The sequence below is a fragment of the Aminithiophilus ramosus genome, from assembly GCF_018069705.1.
Classification (GTDB): Bacteria; Synergistota; Synergistia; order Synergistales; family Aminithiophilaceae; genus Aminithiophilus; species Aminithiophilus ramosus.
The window spans coordinates 2,633,966-2,651,524 of sequence record NZ_CP072943.1 but is presented as its reverse complement, the minus strand read 5'-3'; the positions used below and the strand labels follow the sequence as shown (position 1 = coordinate 2,651,524).

General features: G+C 67.0%; 21 protein-coding genes. All 21 read left to right on the top strand.

Features of this window, described 5'->3' with window-relative positions; all coding sequences use genetic code 11:
• Nucleotides 1–139 precede the first annotated feature (139 nt).
• Complete coding sequence (gene eutS / locus KAR29_RS12100; RefSeq protein ID WP_274373241.1) at nt 140–481, top strand: ethanolamine utilization microcompartment protein EutS; 342 nt, start codon at nt 140–142, stop codon at nt 479–481.
• The gene (locus KAR29_RS12095; protein ID WP_274373240.1) at nt 478–936 is read left to right on the top strand and encodes a EutP/PduV family microcompartment system protein; all 459 of its coding nucleotides are present in this window, start codon (nt 478–480) and stop codon (nt 934–936) included. The genes eutS and KAR29_RS12095 overlap by 4 nt, the downstream gene beginning before the upstream one ends.
• Nucleotides 926–1,204 carry an ethanolamine utilization microcompartment protein EutM gene (gene eutM, locus KAR29_RS12090; protein WP_274373239.1) on the top strand — a complete coding sequence of 93 codons (279 nt, stop codon included), beginning with the start codon at nt 926–928 and terminating at the stop codon, nt 1,202–1,204. The genes KAR29_RS12095 and eutM overlap by 11 nt, the downstream gene beginning before the upstream one ends.
• A gap of 31 nt (nt 1,205–1,235) precedes the next feature.
• The gene (gene pduB, locus KAR29_RS12085; RefSeq protein ID WP_274373238.1) at nt 1,236–2,057 is read left to right on the top strand and encodes a propanediol utilization microcompartment protein PduB; all 822 of its coding nucleotides are present in this window, start codon (nt 1,236–1,238) and stop codon (nt 2,055–2,057) included.
• Nucleotides 2,058–2,091: 34 nt separating this feature from the next.
• Complete coding sequence (locus tag KAR29_RS12080; protein WP_274373237.1) at nt 2,092–3,765, top strand: propanediol/glycerol family dehydratase large subunit; 1,674 nt, start codon at nt 2,092–2,094, stop codon at nt 3,763–3,765.
• Between the two features lie 20 nt (nt 3,766–3,785).
• Complete coding sequence (locus KAR29_RS12075; RefSeq protein ID WP_274373236.1) at nt 3,786–4,436, top strand: propanediol/glycerol family dehydratase medium subunit; 651 nt, start codon at nt 3,786–3,788, stop codon at nt 4,434–4,436.
• A gap of 15 nt (nt 4,437–4,451) precedes the next feature.
• Nucleotides 4,452–4,988 carry a diol dehydratase small subunit gene (locus KAR29_RS12070; RefSeq protein ID WP_274373235.1) on the top strand — a complete coding sequence of 179 codons (537 nt, stop codon included), beginning with the start codon at nt 4,452–4,454 and terminating at the stop codon, nt 4,986–4,988.
• Nucleotides 4,989–5,016: 28 nt separating this feature from the next.
• Nucleotides 5,017–6,849 (top strand): diol dehydratase reactivase subunit alpha, encoded by a 1,833-nt coding sequence (locus tag KAR29_RS12065; protein ID WP_274373234.1) that lies wholly within the window; start codon nt 5,017–5,019, stop codon nt 6,847–6,849.
• The gene (locus KAR29_RS12060) at nt 6,846–7,337 is read left to right on the top strand and encodes a glycerol dehydratase reactivase beta/small subunit family protein (protein ID WP_274373233.1); all 492 of its coding nucleotides are present in this window, start codon (nt 6,846–6,848) and stop codon (nt 7,335–7,337) included. The genes KAR29_RS12065 and KAR29_RS12060 overlap by 4 nt, the downstream gene beginning before the upstream one ends.
• Before the next feature lie 5 nt (nt 7,338–7,342).
• Nucleotides 7,343–8,251, top strand: coding sequence for a BMC domain-containing protein (locus tag KAR29_RS12055; protein WP_274373232.1), 909 nt, complete (start codon nt 7,343–7,345; stop codon nt 8,249–8,251).
• A 53-nt stretch (nt 8,252–8,304) separates the two neighbouring features.
• Nucleotides 8,305–8,613 carry a BMC domain-containing protein gene (locus tag KAR29_RS12050; protein WP_274373231.1) on the top strand — a complete coding sequence of 103 codons (309 nt, stop codon included), beginning with the start codon at nt 8,305–8,307 and terminating at the stop codon, nt 8,611–8,613.
• Between the two features lie 120 nt (nt 8,614–8,733).
• Nucleotides 8,734–9,594, top strand: coding sequence for an ethanolamine utilization protein EutJ (gene eutJ / locus KAR29_RS12045; protein WP_274373230.1), 861 nt, complete (start codon nt 8,734–8,736; stop codon nt 9,592–9,594).
• Nucleotides 9,581–10,261 (top strand): hypothetical protein, encoded by a 681-nt coding sequence (locus tag KAR29_RS12040; RefSeq protein WP_274373229.1) that lies wholly within the window; start codon nt 9,581–9,583, stop codon nt 10,259–10,261. Before eutJ ends, KAR29_RS12040 begins: the two co-directional genes overlap by 14 nt.
• 3 nt (nt 10,262–10,264) lie before the next feature.
• Nucleotides 10,265–10,570, top strand: a complete 306-nt coding sequence (locus tag KAR29_RS12035; protein WP_274373228.1) for a BMC domain-containing protein — start codon at nt 10,265–10,267, stop codon at nt 10,568–10,570.
• Entirely contained in the window at nt 10,567–10,866 is a 300-nt protein-coding gene (locus tag KAR29_RS12030) for a EutN/CcmL family microcompartment protein (RefSeq protein ID WP_274373227.1), read from the top strand. The genes KAR29_RS12035 and KAR29_RS12030 overlap by 4 nt, the downstream gene beginning before the upstream one ends.
• The gene (locus KAR29_RS12025) at nt 10,867–11,826 is read left to right on the top strand and encodes a cob(I)yrinic acid a,c-diamide adenosyltransferase (RefSeq protein WP_274373226.1); all 960 of its coding nucleotides are present in this window, start codon (nt 10,867–10,869) and stop codon (nt 11,824–11,826) included.
• Nucleotides 11,827–11,855: 29 nt separating this feature from the next.
• Nucleotides 11,856–13,250 (top strand): aldehyde dehydrogenase family protein, encoded by a 1,395-nt coding sequence (locus KAR29_RS12020; protein ID WP_274373225.1) that lies wholly within the window; start codon nt 11,856–11,858, stop codon nt 13,248–13,250.
• A 12-nt stretch (nt 13,251–13,262) separates the two neighbouring features.
• Nucleotides 13,263–14,594, top strand: coding sequence for a 4Fe-4S dicluster domain-containing protein (locus KAR29_RS12015; RefSeq protein WP_274373224.1), 1,332 nt, complete (start codon nt 13,263–13,265; stop codon nt 14,592–14,594).
• Nucleotides 14,595–14,596: 2 nt separating this feature from the next.
• Nucleotides 14,597–15,145 (top strand): BMC domain-containing protein, encoded by a 549-nt coding sequence (locus KAR29_RS12010; RefSeq protein WP_274373223.1) that lies wholly within the window; start codon nt 14,597–14,599, stop codon nt 15,143–15,145.
• A gap of 179 nt (nt 15,146–15,324) precedes the next feature.
• Nucleotides 15,325–16,053: an MIP/aquaporin family protein gene (locus KAR29_RS12005; RefSeq protein ID WP_274373222.1), complete on the top strand. Its 729-nt coding sequence runs from the start codon at nt 15,325–15,327 to the stop codon at nt 16,051–16,053.
• A gap of 140 nt (nt 16,054–16,193) precedes the next feature.
• Complete coding sequence (gene pepT, locus KAR29_RS12000; protein ID WP_274373221.1) at nt 16,194–17,540, top strand: peptidase T; 1,347 nt, start codon at nt 16,194–16,196, stop codon at nt 17,538–17,540.
• The last annotated feature ends 19 nt before the right edge of the window (nt 17,541–17,559 follow it).

Here is a 17,559-nt window from a genome sequence, read left to right as displayed (position 1 = left end):
CGAAAGCCGGGAGGAAGGGGGCTCCGACGCACGGGCGTCGGAGCCCCCTTCCTCCCGTTGATTGGGCAAGTATACGGTCACCGAGGTGAATGCCTGGTGAGGCGTTTCGCGAGAGACTCTCTTCAGGGGAGTGATCGCGGTGACGGAAGAAAAGCGGAGAGTCGTTCAGGAGTATGTGCCCGGCAAGCAGGTCACGCTGGCCCATGTGATCTGCAACCCACGCAGAGATCTCTGCGAGCGCGTCGGCGTCGACAACCCCGGCGCCATCGGCGTCATGACCATCACGCCCGGCGAGGGGGCCGTCATCGCCGCCGACATCGCCAGCAAGGCCGCCTCGGTCCACATGGAGTTCGTCGACCGCTTCACGGGCTGTCTCATGATCACGGGCGACATCTCCTCCGTCGAGAGGGCCCTCCAGTCCACCGTGGCCGCCCTCAAGGCGACGCTCGGCTTCTATCCCGCCGAGATCACCCGGTCGTGAGGCCCCGGCTCATGGTCATGGGCCCCACGGGAGCGGGCAAGTCGACGCTCATCGCCGCCCTGACCGGAAGCGGAGAGCCCGTCAGGAAGACGGAGCACGTCACCTTCAGCGATTACGCCGTCGACACCCCGGGCGAGACGTTCGACATGCCTCGCCTTTATTTCGTCCTCATCAACAGCGCCGTCAAGTCGGGACTGGTCCTCCTCGTCTCCGACGCCACGCGGCCCCGTTCCTTTCCCGGAGGTTTCGCCAAGGTCATGAAGCCCCCCGTCATCGGGGTCATCAATAAAGTTGACGTCGCCGGGGCGACAGGCATCGAGATGTCCCGGCGAGCGCTCAAAGTGGCAGGTGTCAAGGAGGTCTTCGCCGTCTCCGGAAGGGGAGGGCAGGGCCTCGAGGAACTGAAAGGCCGCATCGAAGAAATACTAGGGAGGTGCAGTGGAAATGAATGGTGAAGCACTCGGCATGATCGAAACGCGGGGACTCGTCGGCTGTATCGAAGCGGCCGACGCCATGGTCAAGGCCGCCAACGTTCGACTCGTGGGGTACGAGAAGATCGGTTCCGGCTACGTGACCGTCATGGTTCGGGGAGACGTCGGGGCCGTCAAGGCCGCCGTCGACGCTGGGGCTGCCGCGGCGAAGCGGGTCGGGGAGATCGTCTCCGTCCACGTCATCCCCAGGCCTCATGCGGACACGGAAAAGATGCTGCCCAAGCTCGGCTAGTGCCTGACCAGTGGATGGGGAGGTGCACCAAATGGAACAGGATATGATGAAGCAGGTTATGGAAGAGGTCATGAAGCGCCTCGGCGGCGAGGCGGCTCCCGCCCCCGCGGCCCCCGCTCCGGAGGTCAAGGTCGAGAGGCCCTGCCCGTCGGCCAATTTCGATCCCATCGGCGTGACGGAGTACATCGGCACGGCCAGAGGTCACACCATCGGCCTCGTCATCGCCAACATCGACGCCACCCTTCACGAGAAGATGGGCATCGACAAGCGCTTCCGCTCCATCGGCATCATCTCGGACCGCGTCGGCGCCGGCCCTCAGCTCATGGCCGCCGACGAGGCCGTCAAGGCCACCAACACGGAAGTCATCTCGGCCGAGATGCCCCGTGACACCGAGGGCGGCTGCGGTCACGGCTGCCTCATCATCTTCGGCGCCGAAGACGTCTCCGACGTCCGCCGCGCCGTCGAAGTCACCCTGGCCAACGTCGACACCTACTTCGGCGACGTCTGGGCCAACGAGGTGGGCTACCTGGAGCTCCAGTACACGGCCCGGGCCTCCTACTGCCTCAACAAGGCCCTGGGCGCTCCCGTGGGCAAGGCCTTCGGCCTCGTCCTGGGCGCTCCCGCCGGCATCGGCGTCGTCATCAGCGACACGGCCCTCAAGGCCGCCGAGGTCGAGGCCTACGCCTACTGCTCCCCCAGCAAGGGCACGTCTCTCACGAACGAGTCCTTCATCATGATCACCGGCGACTCGGGCGCCGTCCGCCAGGCCATCCGCTCGGCCCGCGAGGTGGGCGTCAAGCTCCTGGCCACGCTCGGCTCGGAGCCCAAGCCGGTCACCGTCTCCTACATCTAGGGGCCGGTGAAGACCAAATCAGGGGGTGAAGGCAGTGGCCGTAACGAAACGAAGCAAGCGTTTTGAGATCCTCAGTCAGCGTCCCGTCCACAAGGACGGATTCATCGGCGAGTGGAAAGAAGTCGGCCTCATGGCCATGGGAAGTCCCAACGATCCCAAGCCGTCGATCCGCGTCGAGGGCGGCAAGGTCGTCGAGATGGACGGCAAGAAGCGGGCCGAGTTCGACATGATCGAGCAGTTCGTCGCCGATTACAGCATCGACACGTCCGTCGCCGAGGAGGCCATGGCCAAGTCCGAGCGGGATCTGGCCCGGATGCTCGTCGACATCGACGTCTGCGCCAAGGAGGTCCGCCGGCTCTTCCTCGGTCTGACGCCGGCCAAGATGGCCGCCGTCATGGATCAGCTCAACATCGTCGAGATCATGATGGCCATGCAGAAGATGCGGGCCCGCCAGACTCCGGGCAACCAGGCTCACATCACCAGCGCCACCGACAACCCCGTCGCCCTGGCCTGCGACGCCGCCGAGGCGGCCTTCCGGGGATTCCTCGAGATCGAGACGACCGTCGCCGTCACCCGCTATGCCGCCTTCAACGCCCTCTCCCTCCTCGTCGGCGGCCAGGTGGGGCGCCCCGGCACCCTCTCCCAGGACGCCCTGGAGGAGGCCTTCGAGCTCCAGATCGGCATGAAGGGCCTCACGGCCTACGCCGAAACCGTCTCCGTCTACGGCACGGAGAGCGTCTTCGTCGACGGCGACGACACGCCCTGGTCCAAGTCCTTCCTCGCCTCGGCCTATGCCAGCCGCGGACTTAAGATGCGCTTCACCAGCGGCACGGGCAGCGAGGTCCAGATGGGCGCCGCCGAGGGCAAGAGCATGCTCTACCTCGAGGCCCTCTGCATCATGATCACCAAGGGCGCCGGCGTTCAGGGCCTCCAGAACGGCTCCATCTCCTGCATCGGCGTTCCCGGCGCCGTCCCCAGCGGCATCCGCGCCGTCGCCGCCGAGAACCTCATCACCATGATCCTCGGCCTGGAAGTGGCCTCGGGCAACGACCAGACCTTCTCCCACTCCGACCTGCGCCGCACGGCCCGGACGATCCCCCAGATGTTCGCCGGAACGGACCTCATCTTCTCCGGCTACTCGGGGACGCCCAACTACGACAACATGTTCGCCGGTTCCAACTGGGACATCGAAGACGTCGACGACTACCTGGCCCTTCAGCGCGACTTCCGCGTCGACGGAGGCCTGCGCCCCGTCATGGAGGCCGACGTCATCGCCGTCCGCAACAAGGCCGCCCGGGCCCTCCAGGCCGTCTACGACGAGCTGGGCTTCCCGGCCATCACCGACGAAGAGGTCGAGGCCGGCACCTACGCCAACGGCAGCAAGGACATGCCCCCCCGCAACATCCCCGAAGACCTCAAGGCCTCGGAGCGCATCATGAAGGAAAACCTCACGGCCATCGACGTCATCAAGGCCCTGGCCAAGAGGGGCTTCAAGGACGTGGCCGAGTCGCTCGTCATGATGATGGGCCAGCACGTCTCCGGCGACTACCTCCAGACCTCGGCCTGGATCGGCAGCGACGGTTACGTCTGGAGCGCCATCAACGACCCGAACACCTACGCCGGACCGGGCACGGGCTACCAGATGAGCGATGCGCGCTGGGAAGAGATCAAGGCCATTCCCTGGGCCATCAATCCTGAGGACGTATAGGGGAAGGGGGTTGCCACAGAATGAACGAAGAGCTGATCCGCAAGGTAATCGCTGAGGTCATGGCCGAAGTCATGGCCGATCAGAAGAGCGCCGCTCCGGCCGCTCCCTCCGCTCCCGTGTCGGGCCTGAAGATCACCGAGAAGGAGAAGGCGACGAAGGGGACGAACCCGAAAGAGGTCGTCCTGGCCGTCACCCCCGGTTTCGGCGTCCATTTCCAGGGAACCATCATCGACGTCCCCCACGGCGAGGTCATCCGCCAGATCATGGCCGGCGTCGAGGAAGAGGGACTGACCTGCCGCGTCATCCGCGTCTACCACACGGCCGACGTGGCCTTCATGTCCCACTACGCCGCCAAGCTCTCGGGTTCCGGCATCGGCCTCGGCGTTCTCTGCCGCGGCACGGCCATCATCCACCAGAAGGATCTCGCTCCCCTCAACAACCTGGAGCTCTTCCCCCAGTCGCCCCTTCTCGACGCCGGTGCCTTCCGGGCCATCGGCCGCAACGCCGCCAAGTACGCCAAGGGCGAGCAGCCCATTCCCGTGGCGACGCGGAATGATCCCATGGCACGGCCCCGCTTCCAGGGACTTGCAGCCCTTCTCCACAACAAGGAGATGCGCTACCTGGATCGCAAGCGGCCTCCCATGGAGGTCCAAGTGGAGTTCACCCACTAGGGAGGAGGTGCCCCCATGGCAATGGAATTGAACGAACAGATGGTGGCCGAACTGGTCCGCCAGGTTCTCAAGGGCGTCAATGGAGCGGCTCAGGCGGCTCCCGTCGCTCAGGAGAGTAAAGAGGGCAAGAAGCTGACCGCCGGTGACTATCCTCTGGCCACCAATCGTCCCGACCTTCTCGTCGGCCCCCGGGGCAAGAAGTTCGAGGAGCTGACACTGGAGAACGTCATGAGCGGTGCCGTGGCCTTCGAGGACTTCCGCATCACCCCTCAGGCCCTGGAGTATCAGGCCCAGGTGGCCGAGGCGGCCGGAACGCCCCACGTGGCGCGTAACCTCCGCCGTGCCGCCGAGATGACCCGCATCCCCGACGAGCGCGTCCTGGCCATGTACAACGCCCTCCGTCCCCACCGCTCCGACAAGGCCGAGCTTCTGTCCATGGCCGAGGAGCTGGAGAAGCAGTACGAGGCCAAGATCTGCGCCGGGTTCGTCCGCGAGGCGGCCGACGTCTACGAGCGCCGCCACCTCCTCAAGGGCGACCTGCCCGAGGCCTAGGGCCTCGTTTCAGGGGAGGCGAGCGGCCATGTCCATCGTCGCAGGCATCGATATCGGCAACTCGACGACGGAGGTCGCCCTCGCCCGCGTAGAGGGCCGGGACATCACCTTTCTGGCCTCGGCCCTTCACCCCACCACCGGAATCAAGGGGACCGTTCAGAATGCCCGGGGCGTCGTTCTCGCCCTGGGCAAGGCCCTTGAGTCGGCCGGCTGGGGTCGCGAGGATTTCCGTCGCGTCGATCTGGTCCGCCTCAACGAGGCCGCTCCCGTCATCGGAGACGTGGCGATGGAGACGGTGACGGAGACGATCATCACCGAATCGACCATGATCGGCCACAACCCAACAACACCCGGCGGCGTCGGCATCGGCCTCGGCGAGACCGTCCCCATCGCGTCTTTGCGCGACTGCCCCTCGGGAAAGCCCGTGGCCGTCGTCATTCCGGCCCAGTGGGACTACGAGAGGGCCGCCGCCGAGATCAACGTCGCCCTCGGCAGGGGCGTCGCCGTCGAGGCCGCCATCTGTCAGAGCGACGACGGCGTCCTCATCGCCAACCGTCTCCCTCGTCCCATTCCCATCGTCGACGAGGTCAAAGCCATAGACAGGGTTCCCCTGGCCATGCCCTGCTGCGTCGAAGTGGCGTCGCCGGGCCGCGTCGTCGAGACCCTGGCCAACCCCTATGACGTGGCCACCCTCTTCGGGCTCTCGCCCGAGGAGACCCGTCAGATCGTCCCCGTCACGCGGGCCCTCGTGGGCAACCGGTCGGCCGTCGTCATCAGGACCCCCCTGGGCGAGGTGAAGGAGCGATCCATCCCCGCCGGAGAGCTCTATCTGGAGGGACCGACGGGGCGAAGAAGCCTCAACGTGGAGGAGGGGGCCGCGGCCATCATGACCCTGGTCCGCGAGTGCAATCCCCTGAGGGACGTCTTCGGCCAGCCCGGGACGAACGTGGGCGGCATGATGGAGCGCGTCCGCCGCACCATGTCGAACCTGACGGACATCCCCATCGCCGACGTCCACATCCGCGACCTCCTGGCCGTCGATACCCTGGTGCCGCAGAAGGTCGTCGGCGGTCTGGCCGACGAGTTCTCCCAGGAGAGCGGCGTCGCCCTGGCCGTCATGGTCGAGACGAGGGAGCTGCCCATGCGCCACCTCGCCGAGGCCGTCAGGACCGCGACGGGCATCGCCGTCGAGATCGGCGGCGTCGAGGCCGAAATGGCCATCAACGGCGCTCTCACCACGCCGGGGACCAAGACGCCCCTGGCCATCATCGACTTGGGCGCCGGGAGCAGCGACGCCTCGCTCATGCGGGAAAACGGCACCGTCGAGCTGATCCACCTCGCCGGGGCCGGCAACATGGTCAACACCATCATCGCCAGCGAACTGGGCTTCGACGATCCCGAACTGGCCGAGTCGATCAAGCGCTACCCCCTCTGCAAGGTCGAGAGCGTCTTTCACATCCGCCAGGAGGACGGGACGGTCCGCTTCTTCGACCGTCCCCTGGAGCCCCACCTCTTCGGCCGCGTGGCCCTGATCTGCGAAAAGGACCTTCTCCAGCCGATTCCCCTGAGGACGACGATGGAAAGGGTCCGCCAGATCCGTCGCAAGGCCAAGAAAGAGGTCTTCGTCACCAACGCCGTCCGGGCCCTGGAGCGCGTCGCTCCGGCCCACAACGTGAGGCTTCTCGACCACGTCGTCCTCGTCGGAGGTTCGGCCCTCGATTTCGAGGTGCCCACCATGATCACCGACGTTCTCTCCCGCTACGGCGTCGTCTCGGGCCGGGGCAACATCCGCGGCACCGAAGGGCCCCGCAATGCCGTCGCCACGGGGCTGGTCCTCACCTACAGGGGAGACGGGGCATGAACGTCTGGTGCCGTCCTCTCGATCGGGCCCCCGACGATCGCCCCGCCATCGTCCTCCTGGCCTCCGATGCCGTCGACGAAGGGGCCCTTTCCCTCGTCGGCACCGGCAGCGAAGAGGAGGGCATTCCCCTGGTCTGGGGCCGAGGCGAGGGCGATGCCGTCGCCCTCGCGCAGAAGGCGGCCCGGCGCTCCCGCCTGGAGGTGGGCATCGGCCTCGACGGGATCCATGCCGCCGTGACGCTGGCCAAGTTCCCCGGCGAGCGGGGGGCCTACCTGCGCGAAAGCGTCGCCGGGCCCTCTCTGCGCTGGATCGGCCAGGCCGCGGCCTGTCTCGTCAAAGGCGAGCATCTGCCGCCCCGGGAGAGCGAGGCCGAAGGGCCCCGACCCTCTCCCGAGACGTCGTCTTCGCCCGACGGAGGAGAGGACGCTCTCGTCGCCCGCCTCACGCGGATGGTGATGGAGGAGTTAGCGAAAGAAAGGAGGCGGTGAAAACGATGAAAGAGATCCGTGCCGCCCTGGGGTTCATAGAAACTGTCAGCCTGACCGCGGCCATTGCGGCTGCCGACGCGGCTCTCAAGTCGGCCGATGTCCGTCTTGTGGGCCGGGAGAATTCCAAGGGCGGGGGCATGATCACCGTCAAGATCTCCGGTGACGTCGGCGCCGTCAAGGCTGCCCTGGCTGCGGCTTCCGCCGAGGCGGGGCGGGTCAACAGAGTCGTTTCCGCCCACGTTATTCCCCGGCCCGCCTCGGGGCTGGGGCCGGTCATGGTCTGGAACGGCGACACACTGGGCGTCTCGACGTGGATCGAGACCTCTCCCGTCGTCGAAGAGGAACCCGTCGTCGAAGAGGGCCCTGCCGTCGAAGAGGAACCCGTCGTCGCGGAGGGACCTGCCGTCGAAAAGGAACCCGTCGTCGCGGAGGGACCTGCCGTCGAAGAGGGACTTGCCGTCGAAGAGGGCCCTGCCGTCGAAGAGGGACTTGCCGTCGAAGAGGGCCCCGTCGTCGAAGAGGAACCCGTCGTCGCGGAGGGCCCTGCCGTCGAAGAGGAACCTGCCGTCGAAGAGGAACCTGCCGTCGAAGAGGGACCTGCCGTCGAAGAGGGCCCCGTCGTCGCGGAGGGCCCTGCCGTCGCGGAGGAACCCGTCGTCGAAAAGGGACCTGCCGTCGAAGAGGGACCTGCCGTCGAAGAGGAACCCGCCGTCGCGGAGATGTTCGTCATCGCGGAGGCGGAACGTCCCGGTCTTTCCGAAAGGCCTTCCTCTTCCGAGGGGACGACGCCGAGGGAAACGCCTTCCCCTGCCAGGAAGAAGGCCGATCCCGAGGCCACTCCTCGGAGAGAGGCTCCAAGGAGGAAAAGTTCTCGGCCCAAGCCTCCCAGCAGGGAGCCGAAGGGGAGGAACTGACCTCACGGCGCGGGATCGGCGAAGAAATGACATGAAAAAGGAGGTCCGTTCATATGGCTCTGGAAGCGCTCGGCATGATCGAGACAAAGGGATTCGTCGGTGCCGTCGAGGCCGCTGACGCCATGGTCAAGGCGGCCAACGTCACCCTCATGGGATCGAAGCTTACGGGAGGCGCCCTCGTGACCGTCATGGTCCGAGGCGACGTGGGGGCCGTCAAGGCGGCCATCGACGCCGGATCGGCCGCCGCCGGCCGCGTCGGCGAGCTCGTTTCGACGCACGTCATTCCCCGGCCTCACAGTGATACGGAGAAGATTCTCCCCGGGGCCGAAGGGGCCGAATCGATCGACATCGCTCAGGATTAGGAGCTTCCGCCGCAAGGGTCGGAGACTCTCGTCTTCGGGCCCGAGAGGGGAGATCGTGCCCCTCTCGGAGGCCCGGAGTTCCGCAGAACGGACGGCTTCATACTCGTCGGAGGTATGCTCATGAGTTCTTCCCCCTGGCTCACGCCTCAGCTCGAGGCCTGCGCCGAGGCTCTTGAAAGCCCCAGAGCCCTGGCTTCCTGGAAGGAGCTCTATCTCGGTTTCGACCTGGGGACGACGAACCTCGTCGTCGTCGCCGTCAACGAGGAGGGCTTTCCCCTTTCCGCCGTCCTGGAATCGTCTCAGTCCTCGGTCCGAGACGGCGTCGTCGTCGACTATTGGGCCGCCGTCCAGGGAATGAGAAAGGCCCTGGAGCGGCTGAGCCGCAAGCTCGGCGTCACGGAACTGAAGGCCGTCGGCGCCGCCGCCTACCCGCCGGGCATTTCGGCGAAGACGGCCAAGATCTGCGCCAACGTCGTCGAGACGCTGGGCTTCGATTGTCTGGGGCTTTACGAGGAGCCGACGGCCGCCGCCGTCGCCCTCAACATGGAGAGAGGCGCCATCATCGACATCGGCGGCGGGACGACGGGGATTTCCGTCCTCGACGAGGGGCAGGTCCTCTATACGGCCGATGAGCCCACGGGAGGGACGCACATGACACTCGTCCTCGCCGGCAGCCGGGGGATCTCCTTCGACGAGGCCGAGACGCTCAAGCGGGACAGGAACGAGCAGCGGCGCTTCGCCCCCGTCCTCAAGCCCGTCCTCGAGAAGATGGCCACCATCGCCCGCGACCATCTGGAGCGCAGCGGCCATCTCGGCGGGATGCCCATCGTCCTCGTGGGAGGAGGTGCCGATCTTCCCGGCGCGGAGGAGATCCTCTCCTCCGTGGTGGGGCATCGCGTCGATCTGGCTCCCGAGCCTCTTCTCGTGACGCCCCTGGGAATCGCTCTCAGCCTCTGGAGGGATCGCCGTGACGGTTCTTGACGGTCTGGTCGAAAAGGCCCTGAGGCGGCTGGCCCTTCCCCGAGTGGGGCTTCTCTGGTGGTACGAGACGGCGCCGGAGTCCTTCGTCCCTCCCGAGACCGTCTCGTGGATCCACTACCTCGCTCCGGGCTGTGTCTTCCCGCGCGATCTGCGCCCGGCCTATCGCCTCTCCCTCCTTTCCGCCCCGGAGGAGGAGGCCTTGACGCTGGACATGCTCGTCGTTCCCGCCGCGCGCGTCGAGCTGCTGCGGGACCTCCTCGACGGCCTGCCCGCCTCGCCCGAGGGGCGCCTGGCCGCCGGCTGCCTTGGGGCTCGGCGGCCTCTTCTCCTCGATGTCTCCGCCCTGGCCCGCTGGTCGAGCTGGAGCGGGCCCATCGGCAGCCTCCATCGCCGGTCTCTGGAGCGCCTTCGCGACCTGGGCTGCGTCCTCCTCGGCGGAGAGGGGGAGGGCGGCGACGGGAGCACCTCGGGTCCTTCCGTCCCGACGCCGGTCGTGGAGGAACGGCCTCGGGAGTTATGTCTCGATCGCGCCGGGTGGGTGAGCTGGCTCGAACTCGCTCCTCGGCTGAAAGGGATCGCGGTGGTCCGTCTCGGTCCCTCGGCCCGTCTCACCGACGAGGCCCGCGATCGGCTCAGGGGACTCGGCGTCGCACTGAAGGAGGGATAGACGATGGCCATGAACGCCCACCTTGTCGTCAAGCCGACCGAGGCCTGTCGCCGCATCATCGAACGGCGCATGGGCTCCCGGAAAGACGAGGCCATGGAGAAGGCCTCCTGGGGAGCGGTCCTTCTCGTCCAGGGGCCCGTGGCGGAGATTCTGGCCGCCGTCGACGTGGCCACCAAGGCCTCTTCCGTCGCCGCCGGAGAGATCGTCGGCAACTGTCCCCAACAGATCAACACCATAGCCTTCGTCGGGGCCGTGGCCGATGTCAAGTTGGCCCTGGCGGCCCTGAAAGAATGGGGGGATGTGCGGTGAAACTGGGCAGAATCGTCGGCAACGTCGTCGCCACCCGCAAGGATGATCGTCTCGTCGGCCACAAGCTGCTCGTTCTCCAGATCCTCAGGCCCCAGGCCGGTGGGGACCTCGTGGCCGTCGAGGACAAGGACGGTTTCCTCGTGGCCGTCGATCTCGTCGGAGCGGGCATAGGAGAGACGGTTCTCTTCTGCTCCGGCAGCTCGGCGCGGGCCTCGGCCGCCGAAGGGGCCTCTCCCATCGATGCGGCCGTCGTGGGCATCGTCGACAGCCTCGACGTCGATCTGGAGGCGAGGTAGATGGCGCCCATCTACACCGGCGGCGGCGACAGGGGAACGACGCGCCTCTGGGACGGATCGAAGGTCTCCAAAAGAGACGTCCGCATCGAGCTCAACGGCACCCTCGACGAGGCCAACAGCGTTCTGGGGATCGCCAAGAGCGGCCGCCCCACGGAGCCTCTCGGGGCCGAGATGGAGTTCGCCCAGAGGGAGCTCATGGCCCTCATGGCCTATGTGGCCCGGGGCACGCGCGACGTTCCTCCCCCCGATCCCCGGATCCTGGAGGCGCGGATCGACGCCCTTCAGGCCCAGTGGCCCTCGCAGGGGCAGTTCGTCCTCCCCGGCGGCTCCCTGGCGGGAAGCGCCGTTCATCAGGCCCGATCCATCGTTCGGCGGGCCGAGCGGATGGCCTCGGAACTCCTGGAGAAAGAGCTCATGGCCGAAGAGGCCTACGTCTACATGAACCGTCTCTCCGATTTCCTCTACGCCCTTGCCCTGGCCTGTGACGGCGAGGCCTTCGTCGCCCGCGTCACCGACCTGGTCCTGGCCGCCGAAAAGGACAAGGGGCAGGGCGGGATGACCCTCGAACGGGCCAAACGGCTTCTGGCCGAGGCCGAAGGCGAGGCCGACCGCGTGGGCGTTCCCATGGTCGTCGCCGCCGTCGACGCCGGAGGCGATCTCGTGGCCCTTCACCGCATGGACGGGGCCCTTCCCGTCAGCATCGACCTGGCTCCGAAGAAGGCCAGGACGGCGGCCCGTCTCCGCCTGTCGACGGAGGAGCTCTCCCGCCTCGTCCAGCCGGGAGCGCCCCTGTACGGCCTGGCCTCCGATCCGGGGCTCTGCTGTTTCGGCGGAGGCGTTCCCCTGACGGAAGAGGGGAAGACCGTCGGCGCCGTCGGCGTCAGCGGCGGGTCGGTGGAAGAAGATCAGATCGTGGCGGGCAAGTCCCGCGACGTCTGGAACAGTCTTTTCGAGTCCTAATTTTTTTCGGGAAGGTGGAGGTGACGGGCATGGATCAAAAGGACCTCGCCCAGATCGTCAGGCAGGTGCTGACGCGCATCGAAGGTGAAATCAACTCCGGCGGCAGCCGCTGCATCTACGGCTACGACGACGTGGATCAGGCCGTTCAGGCGGCCGCCACGGCTCAGAAGATCTGGCACCGCGATTTCAACATCGCGGCCAAGACGAAGATCATCAACGGCCTCCGCGCCGATCTCATGGAGCACCTGGAGGAGCTCTCCCGCCTCGCCCTGGAGGATACGGGCATGGGCCGTCTCGACGACAAACTCCTGAAGAAGGAGCTGGCCATCACCAAGACGCCCGGTCCCGAATATTTCACCACCAAGGCCGTCTCGGGCGACAACGGTCTCGTCATCGAAGAGCTCTCTCCCTTCGGCGTCATCGCCTCCATCACGCCGTCGACGAACCCCGTGGCCTCGGTCATCAACAACGCCATCGCCATGCTCTCCGGCGGCAACGCCGTCGTCTTCGCCCCCCACCCGGGAGCCAAGGCCTCGACGCTGCGGGCCGTCGAGGTCATCAACGAGTCGCTGGGGCGCAACGGAGCTCCCTGCGGCCTCGTCGCGACGCTGACGGCCATCAGCATGGAGAACGTCGACAGCCTGATGAAGCATCCTCTCGTCCGCCTCGTGGCGGCCACGGGAGGTCCCGGCGTCGTCCACGCCGCCCTCTGCTCGGGCAAGCCGGCCATCGGGGCCGGGCCGGGCAATCCCCCCGTCGTCGTCGACGAGACGGCCCATGTCCGCCAGGCCGCCATCGACGTCATCCTGGGCTGTTCCTTCGACAACAATCTCCCCTGCACGTCGGAGAAGGAGCTCATCGTCGTCAACTGCGTCGCCGACGAGCTCAAAAAGCACATGCTGGAGAACGGGGCCCACGAGCTCAAGTCGCCTGCCGAGATCGCCCGGCTCCGCGAGCTGGTCTTCGACGACAAGGGCAAGCCCAACAAAAAGTGCATCGGCAAGGACGCCACCTGGCTCCTCAAGGAGATCGGCATCGTCGTCCCCGCCAAGACGCGGATCGTCCTCGTCGAGTGCGAGGAGGACGATCCCTTCGTCCAGGAGGAGATGCTCATGCCCATCCTCCCCCTGGTGCGCGTCGCCGACTTCAAGGAGGCCCTGGCCATGGCCCTCCGCGTCGAGCACGGCTTCCGTCACTCCGCCGCCATCCACAGCACCAACATCGACAACATGAGCCTCATGGCCCGCGTCATGGAGACGACGATCTTCACCAAGAACGCCCCCTCCTTCGCCTCCCTGGGCTACGGCGGCGACTGTCCCACGGCCTTCACCATCGCCACGTCGACGGGGCAGGGGCCGACGACGCCGCTTTCCTTCTGCCGCCTGCGGCGCTGCACGCTCCACGGCGCCTTCCGGATCATCTAGGAGGCGGGGCGAGTGAACGCCTCCGAGCTCTGCGCCAAAGTCTTCGAGGCCGGCGTCGTCGGAGCGGGAGGCGCCGGTTTCCCGACCCACGTCAAACTCAAGGCCCGGGATATCGACACCTACCTCATCAACGCCGCCGAGTGCGAACCCCTGCTGTCGGGCGACTGCCATCTCATGAGGACCGAGGCCCGTCGCCTCGTCGCCGCCGCCGAGGCTGTGACGGAGGCCCTGGGCGCGGCGAGGGTCCTCTTCGTCCTCAAGAAGAAATACGTGGCCGAGAGGGCGGCCCTGGAGGCCGCCGGAGGCTCCGTCTTCGTCGTCGGCGATTACTACCCGGCCGGCGACGAGATCATCATGATCCAGGAGGTGACGGGCCGGACCGTCCCCGAGGGGGGCCTTCCCCTGAAGGTGGGCGTCGTCGTCAACAACGTCGAGACCCTCTACAACATCGGTCGGGCCCTGGAGGGCCATCCCGTGACGAGAAGCTGGGTCACCGTGGGCGGAGCCGTCCGGGAGCCGGGGATCTGGCTCGTCCCCCTAGGCACGCCGGCGGCGAAGCTCCTCGATCTGGCAGGAGGACCGACGACGGCCGATCCCTGGTATATCGACGGCGGTCCCATGACGGGGCCCTACCACAGGGAGCCCGATTTCCACATCACCAAGACCAGCAACGGTGTCCTCGTCGTCCCCGGTGACTCGGCCCTGGTCCGCTACGAGACGATGGACGTGGAGCGCATGATCCGTCAGGCCCGCTTCGCCTGCATCCAGTGCAACCAGTGTACCGTCGCCTGTTCGCGCAACCTCGTCGGCTATCACCTGGAGCCCCACCGCATCATGAGGGCCATGGCCTATCCCGAACAGAGGACGGCCGACGTCCTCCGCCAGGCCTTCCTCTGCAGCGAGTGCAACCTCTGCAGCGGCCTTCACGCCTGTCCCATGCAGCTCTCGCCGCGGCGCGTCAACCAGGTGCTCAAGAAGGCCCTGCGAGGCCAGGGCATCGGCCCCGCCTTCCCCGAGAGGGAGATCGCGCCCCATCCCCTGCGCCCCTACCGCCTGGTGCCGACGAACCGCCTCATGGCCCGCCTGGGCCTCTCGGCCTACGAGGATCACCCTCCCTATCGGGGAGAGGTCGCCGTCGACGAGGTCTTCCTGCCGCTGCGGCAGCATCTGGGCGCTCCCTGTCTGCCCCGCGTCGCCGTCGGCGACGTCGTCGCCGAGGGACAGGTCGTGGCCGTGCCTCCCGAAGGTGCCCTCGGCGTCCCCCTTCACGCCTCCCTGGGGGGCCGGGTGACGGAGATCACCGACGGGGCCCTTCGAATCACAGCGATCGGGATGGAGGGATGAAGATGGAACGGGCCATTGCCACACTGGAAAGCATCAGCGTCGCGAAAGGGTACCTCGCCACGGACTTCATGCTCAAGGCCGCCGACGTCTCCCTCCTCTGGGCCTGCACGCTCTGTCCCGGCAAGTATCTCGTCGTCGTCGGAGGTCAGGTCAGCGCCGTCAAAAGCTCTCTCGCCGCGGGCCTCCAGGCCGCCGGCGAGGCCGTCATCGACCACATGATCCTCCCCAACGTCCATCCCGACGTCTTCGCGGCCCTTGCCGACGCCACCGATCCCGGCCTTCCCAAGGATCTGGGCATCGTCGAGACCATGGCCGCCCCCGTCGCCCTCGAGGCGGCCGACGCCGCCGTCAAGGCCGCCCAGGTCAAGCTCATCGAGATCCGTCTGGGCCGGGGGATGGGTGCCAAATCCTTCTTCAGCCTCACCGGCGAGATCTCCAACGTCAAGACGGCCGTCGCCGCCGCCAGGGAAATCGTCGGTTCCCGGGGCTTCCTCGTCGATGCCGTCGTCATCAGCCGGCCTCACAGGGCCCTTCTGGAGGCCCTTCTCTAGGAAAAGACACTCCGCCTCGAGCTCTCCCGCCCCTTTCTTCCCTTCGGAGACGACGGGGCTTTGCGGGGCGAGACGTCTCTCGGGCGGCCCGGACCTTTGCGGAAGACTTCCGAGCGAGGCAACACGGGACAGGGGATCGTCGACAAAGACCGTTTCACATTTCTTTGTGGAGGTGTCTCATGACTAATCTGTTCGGAGAGTTCGTCGGGACCTTCGTTCTCTGCTCCTTCGGCTGCGGCGTCGTCGCCGACGTCCTTCTCAAGAAATCCAAGGGAGAAGGGGCCGGCTGGATGGAGATCAACGTCGGATGGGGACTGGCCGTCATGATGGGCGTCTTCGCCGCCGTCAGCACGGGAGCGCCCCAGGCCGACATCAACCCCGCCGTCACCATGGCCAAGGTCTTCATGGGCGTCTACTCCATGTCTCATGCCCTGACCACCATGGTCGCCCAGACGGCGGGCGGTTTCGCCGCGGGCTGCGTCGTCTGGCTCATCTATCTGCCTCACTGGAAGGTCACCGAGGACAAGGGCGCCAAGCTGGGCATCTTCAGCACGGGCCCGGCCATCCTCGATCCCGTGGCCAACTTCCTCTGCGAATTCATCGTCACCATCTTCCTCGTTCTCGGCATTTTCTTCATCGTCAAGTCGGCCGAAGGCCAGACCATCCCCTTCTGGGCCGTGCCCTATCTCGTCGGCGGCCTCGTCTGCGCCCTGGGCATGAGCTTCGGCGGCCCCACGGGCTACGCCATCAACCCCGCCCGCGACCTGGGCCCCCGTCTGGCCCATGCGGCCCTGCCCATCGCCGGCAAGGGCGGATCGGACTGGGGCTATGCCTGGATCCCCGTCGCAGCCCCTCTCTGCGGCGGCGCCGTGGCCTTCTTCATCGGAAGGGCCATCGGCATCCTCTAGAAAAAGGGTGACGAACCCTCCTCCCGTCTCCACCTTCCGCCTCGGAAGACGAAAGGGCCCCTCGAGGGGCCCTTTCGTCCTTTCCCCTCTTGGACTAAGCTGGGCTCAGGGCGGTTAAGCCCGACAAAGGAGGCAGGATCGTGTCGTCCCTTCTGGATCGTTTCCTTCGCTACGTGACCGTTCCGAGCAACGCCGACCCCGACGGAGGCGGGACGCCCAGCAGTCCCGGCCAGTGGGAAATGGCCCGTCTTCTGGCTCGCGAGATGGAGGCCATGGGCCTCGACGCCGTGACCGTCGACGCTCACGGCTACGTGACGGCCGCCTTGCCGTCGAACCTTCCCGAGGCCGATGTCCCCGTCGTCGGCCTCATCGCCCACATCGACACGTCGCCGGCCGTGACGGATCGTTCCGTCTCGCCCCGCGTCGTCCTCTACGAGGGGGGGGACATCGTCCTCGACGGGGAGGGGCTCTTCCGCCTCAGCCCGTCGGAATTTCCCGAGCTGGAGAGGTACCGGGGGCAGGAGCTCGTCGTCACCGACGGCCGGACCCTCCTCGGAGCCGACGACAAGGCGGGCGTGGCCGAGATCCTCTCGGCCCTGGATTACCTCAAGGCCCATCCCGAAATCCCCCGCGCCACGGTCCGCGTGGCCTTCACGCCCGACGAGGAGATCGGTCACGGCGCCGAGCTCCTCGACCTGGAGACCTTCGGCGCCGATTTCGCCTACACCGTCGACGGAGGGCCCCTGGGCGAACTCTCCTTCGAGACCTTCAACGCGGCCCGGGCCGTCGTGACGATCCGAGGGCGCAGCGTCCACCCGGGCACGGCCAAGGGGACGATGATCAACGCCCTCCTCGTCGGGACCGCCCTCGTGGCGTCCCTCCCCGCCGACGAGACCCCCGCCCGCACCGAGGGACGCCAGGGCTTCTTCCACGTCGAACGCTTCTGCGGAGACGTCGAAAGGGCCGAGCTGGAAATCCTCGTCCGCGATCACGACGGCGAACGCTTCCTCCGGCGCAAGGAGCGACTCCGGAGGGAGGTCGAGGCCGCATCGGCCGCAAGCGGCGCGGCCATCGAGCTCGACCTCGCCGACCAGTACCGCAACATGGCGCCCCTTTTCGACGGAGATCGGCAGGTCATCGTCGACCTGGCCCGGCGCGCCATGGCGGCCGCAGGCGTCGAGGCGAGGGAGATGCCCGTCCGGGGCGGGACGGACGGGGCCCGCCTCTCCTTCCGGGGGCTTCTCACGCCCAACCTCTTCACGGGAGGGCACAACTTCCACGGCCGCCACGAGTACATCCCCGTCCCCTCCATGGAAAAGGCCCTTCAGGTCCTGGTCAACCTGATCTCCCTCGCCGCCTCCGTCGGGAGGGCGCATCGTTTCCCCGGAAAGGGCGGCGGCTCTGTCGCCCTCGACGCGGACGGCGGCGGACGTCCCTCGGAGAACGAAAGGGTCGCTCCCTCCGGAGCCGATCCCGCCGAGGGATGAGGGACATTTTTCGATTCCT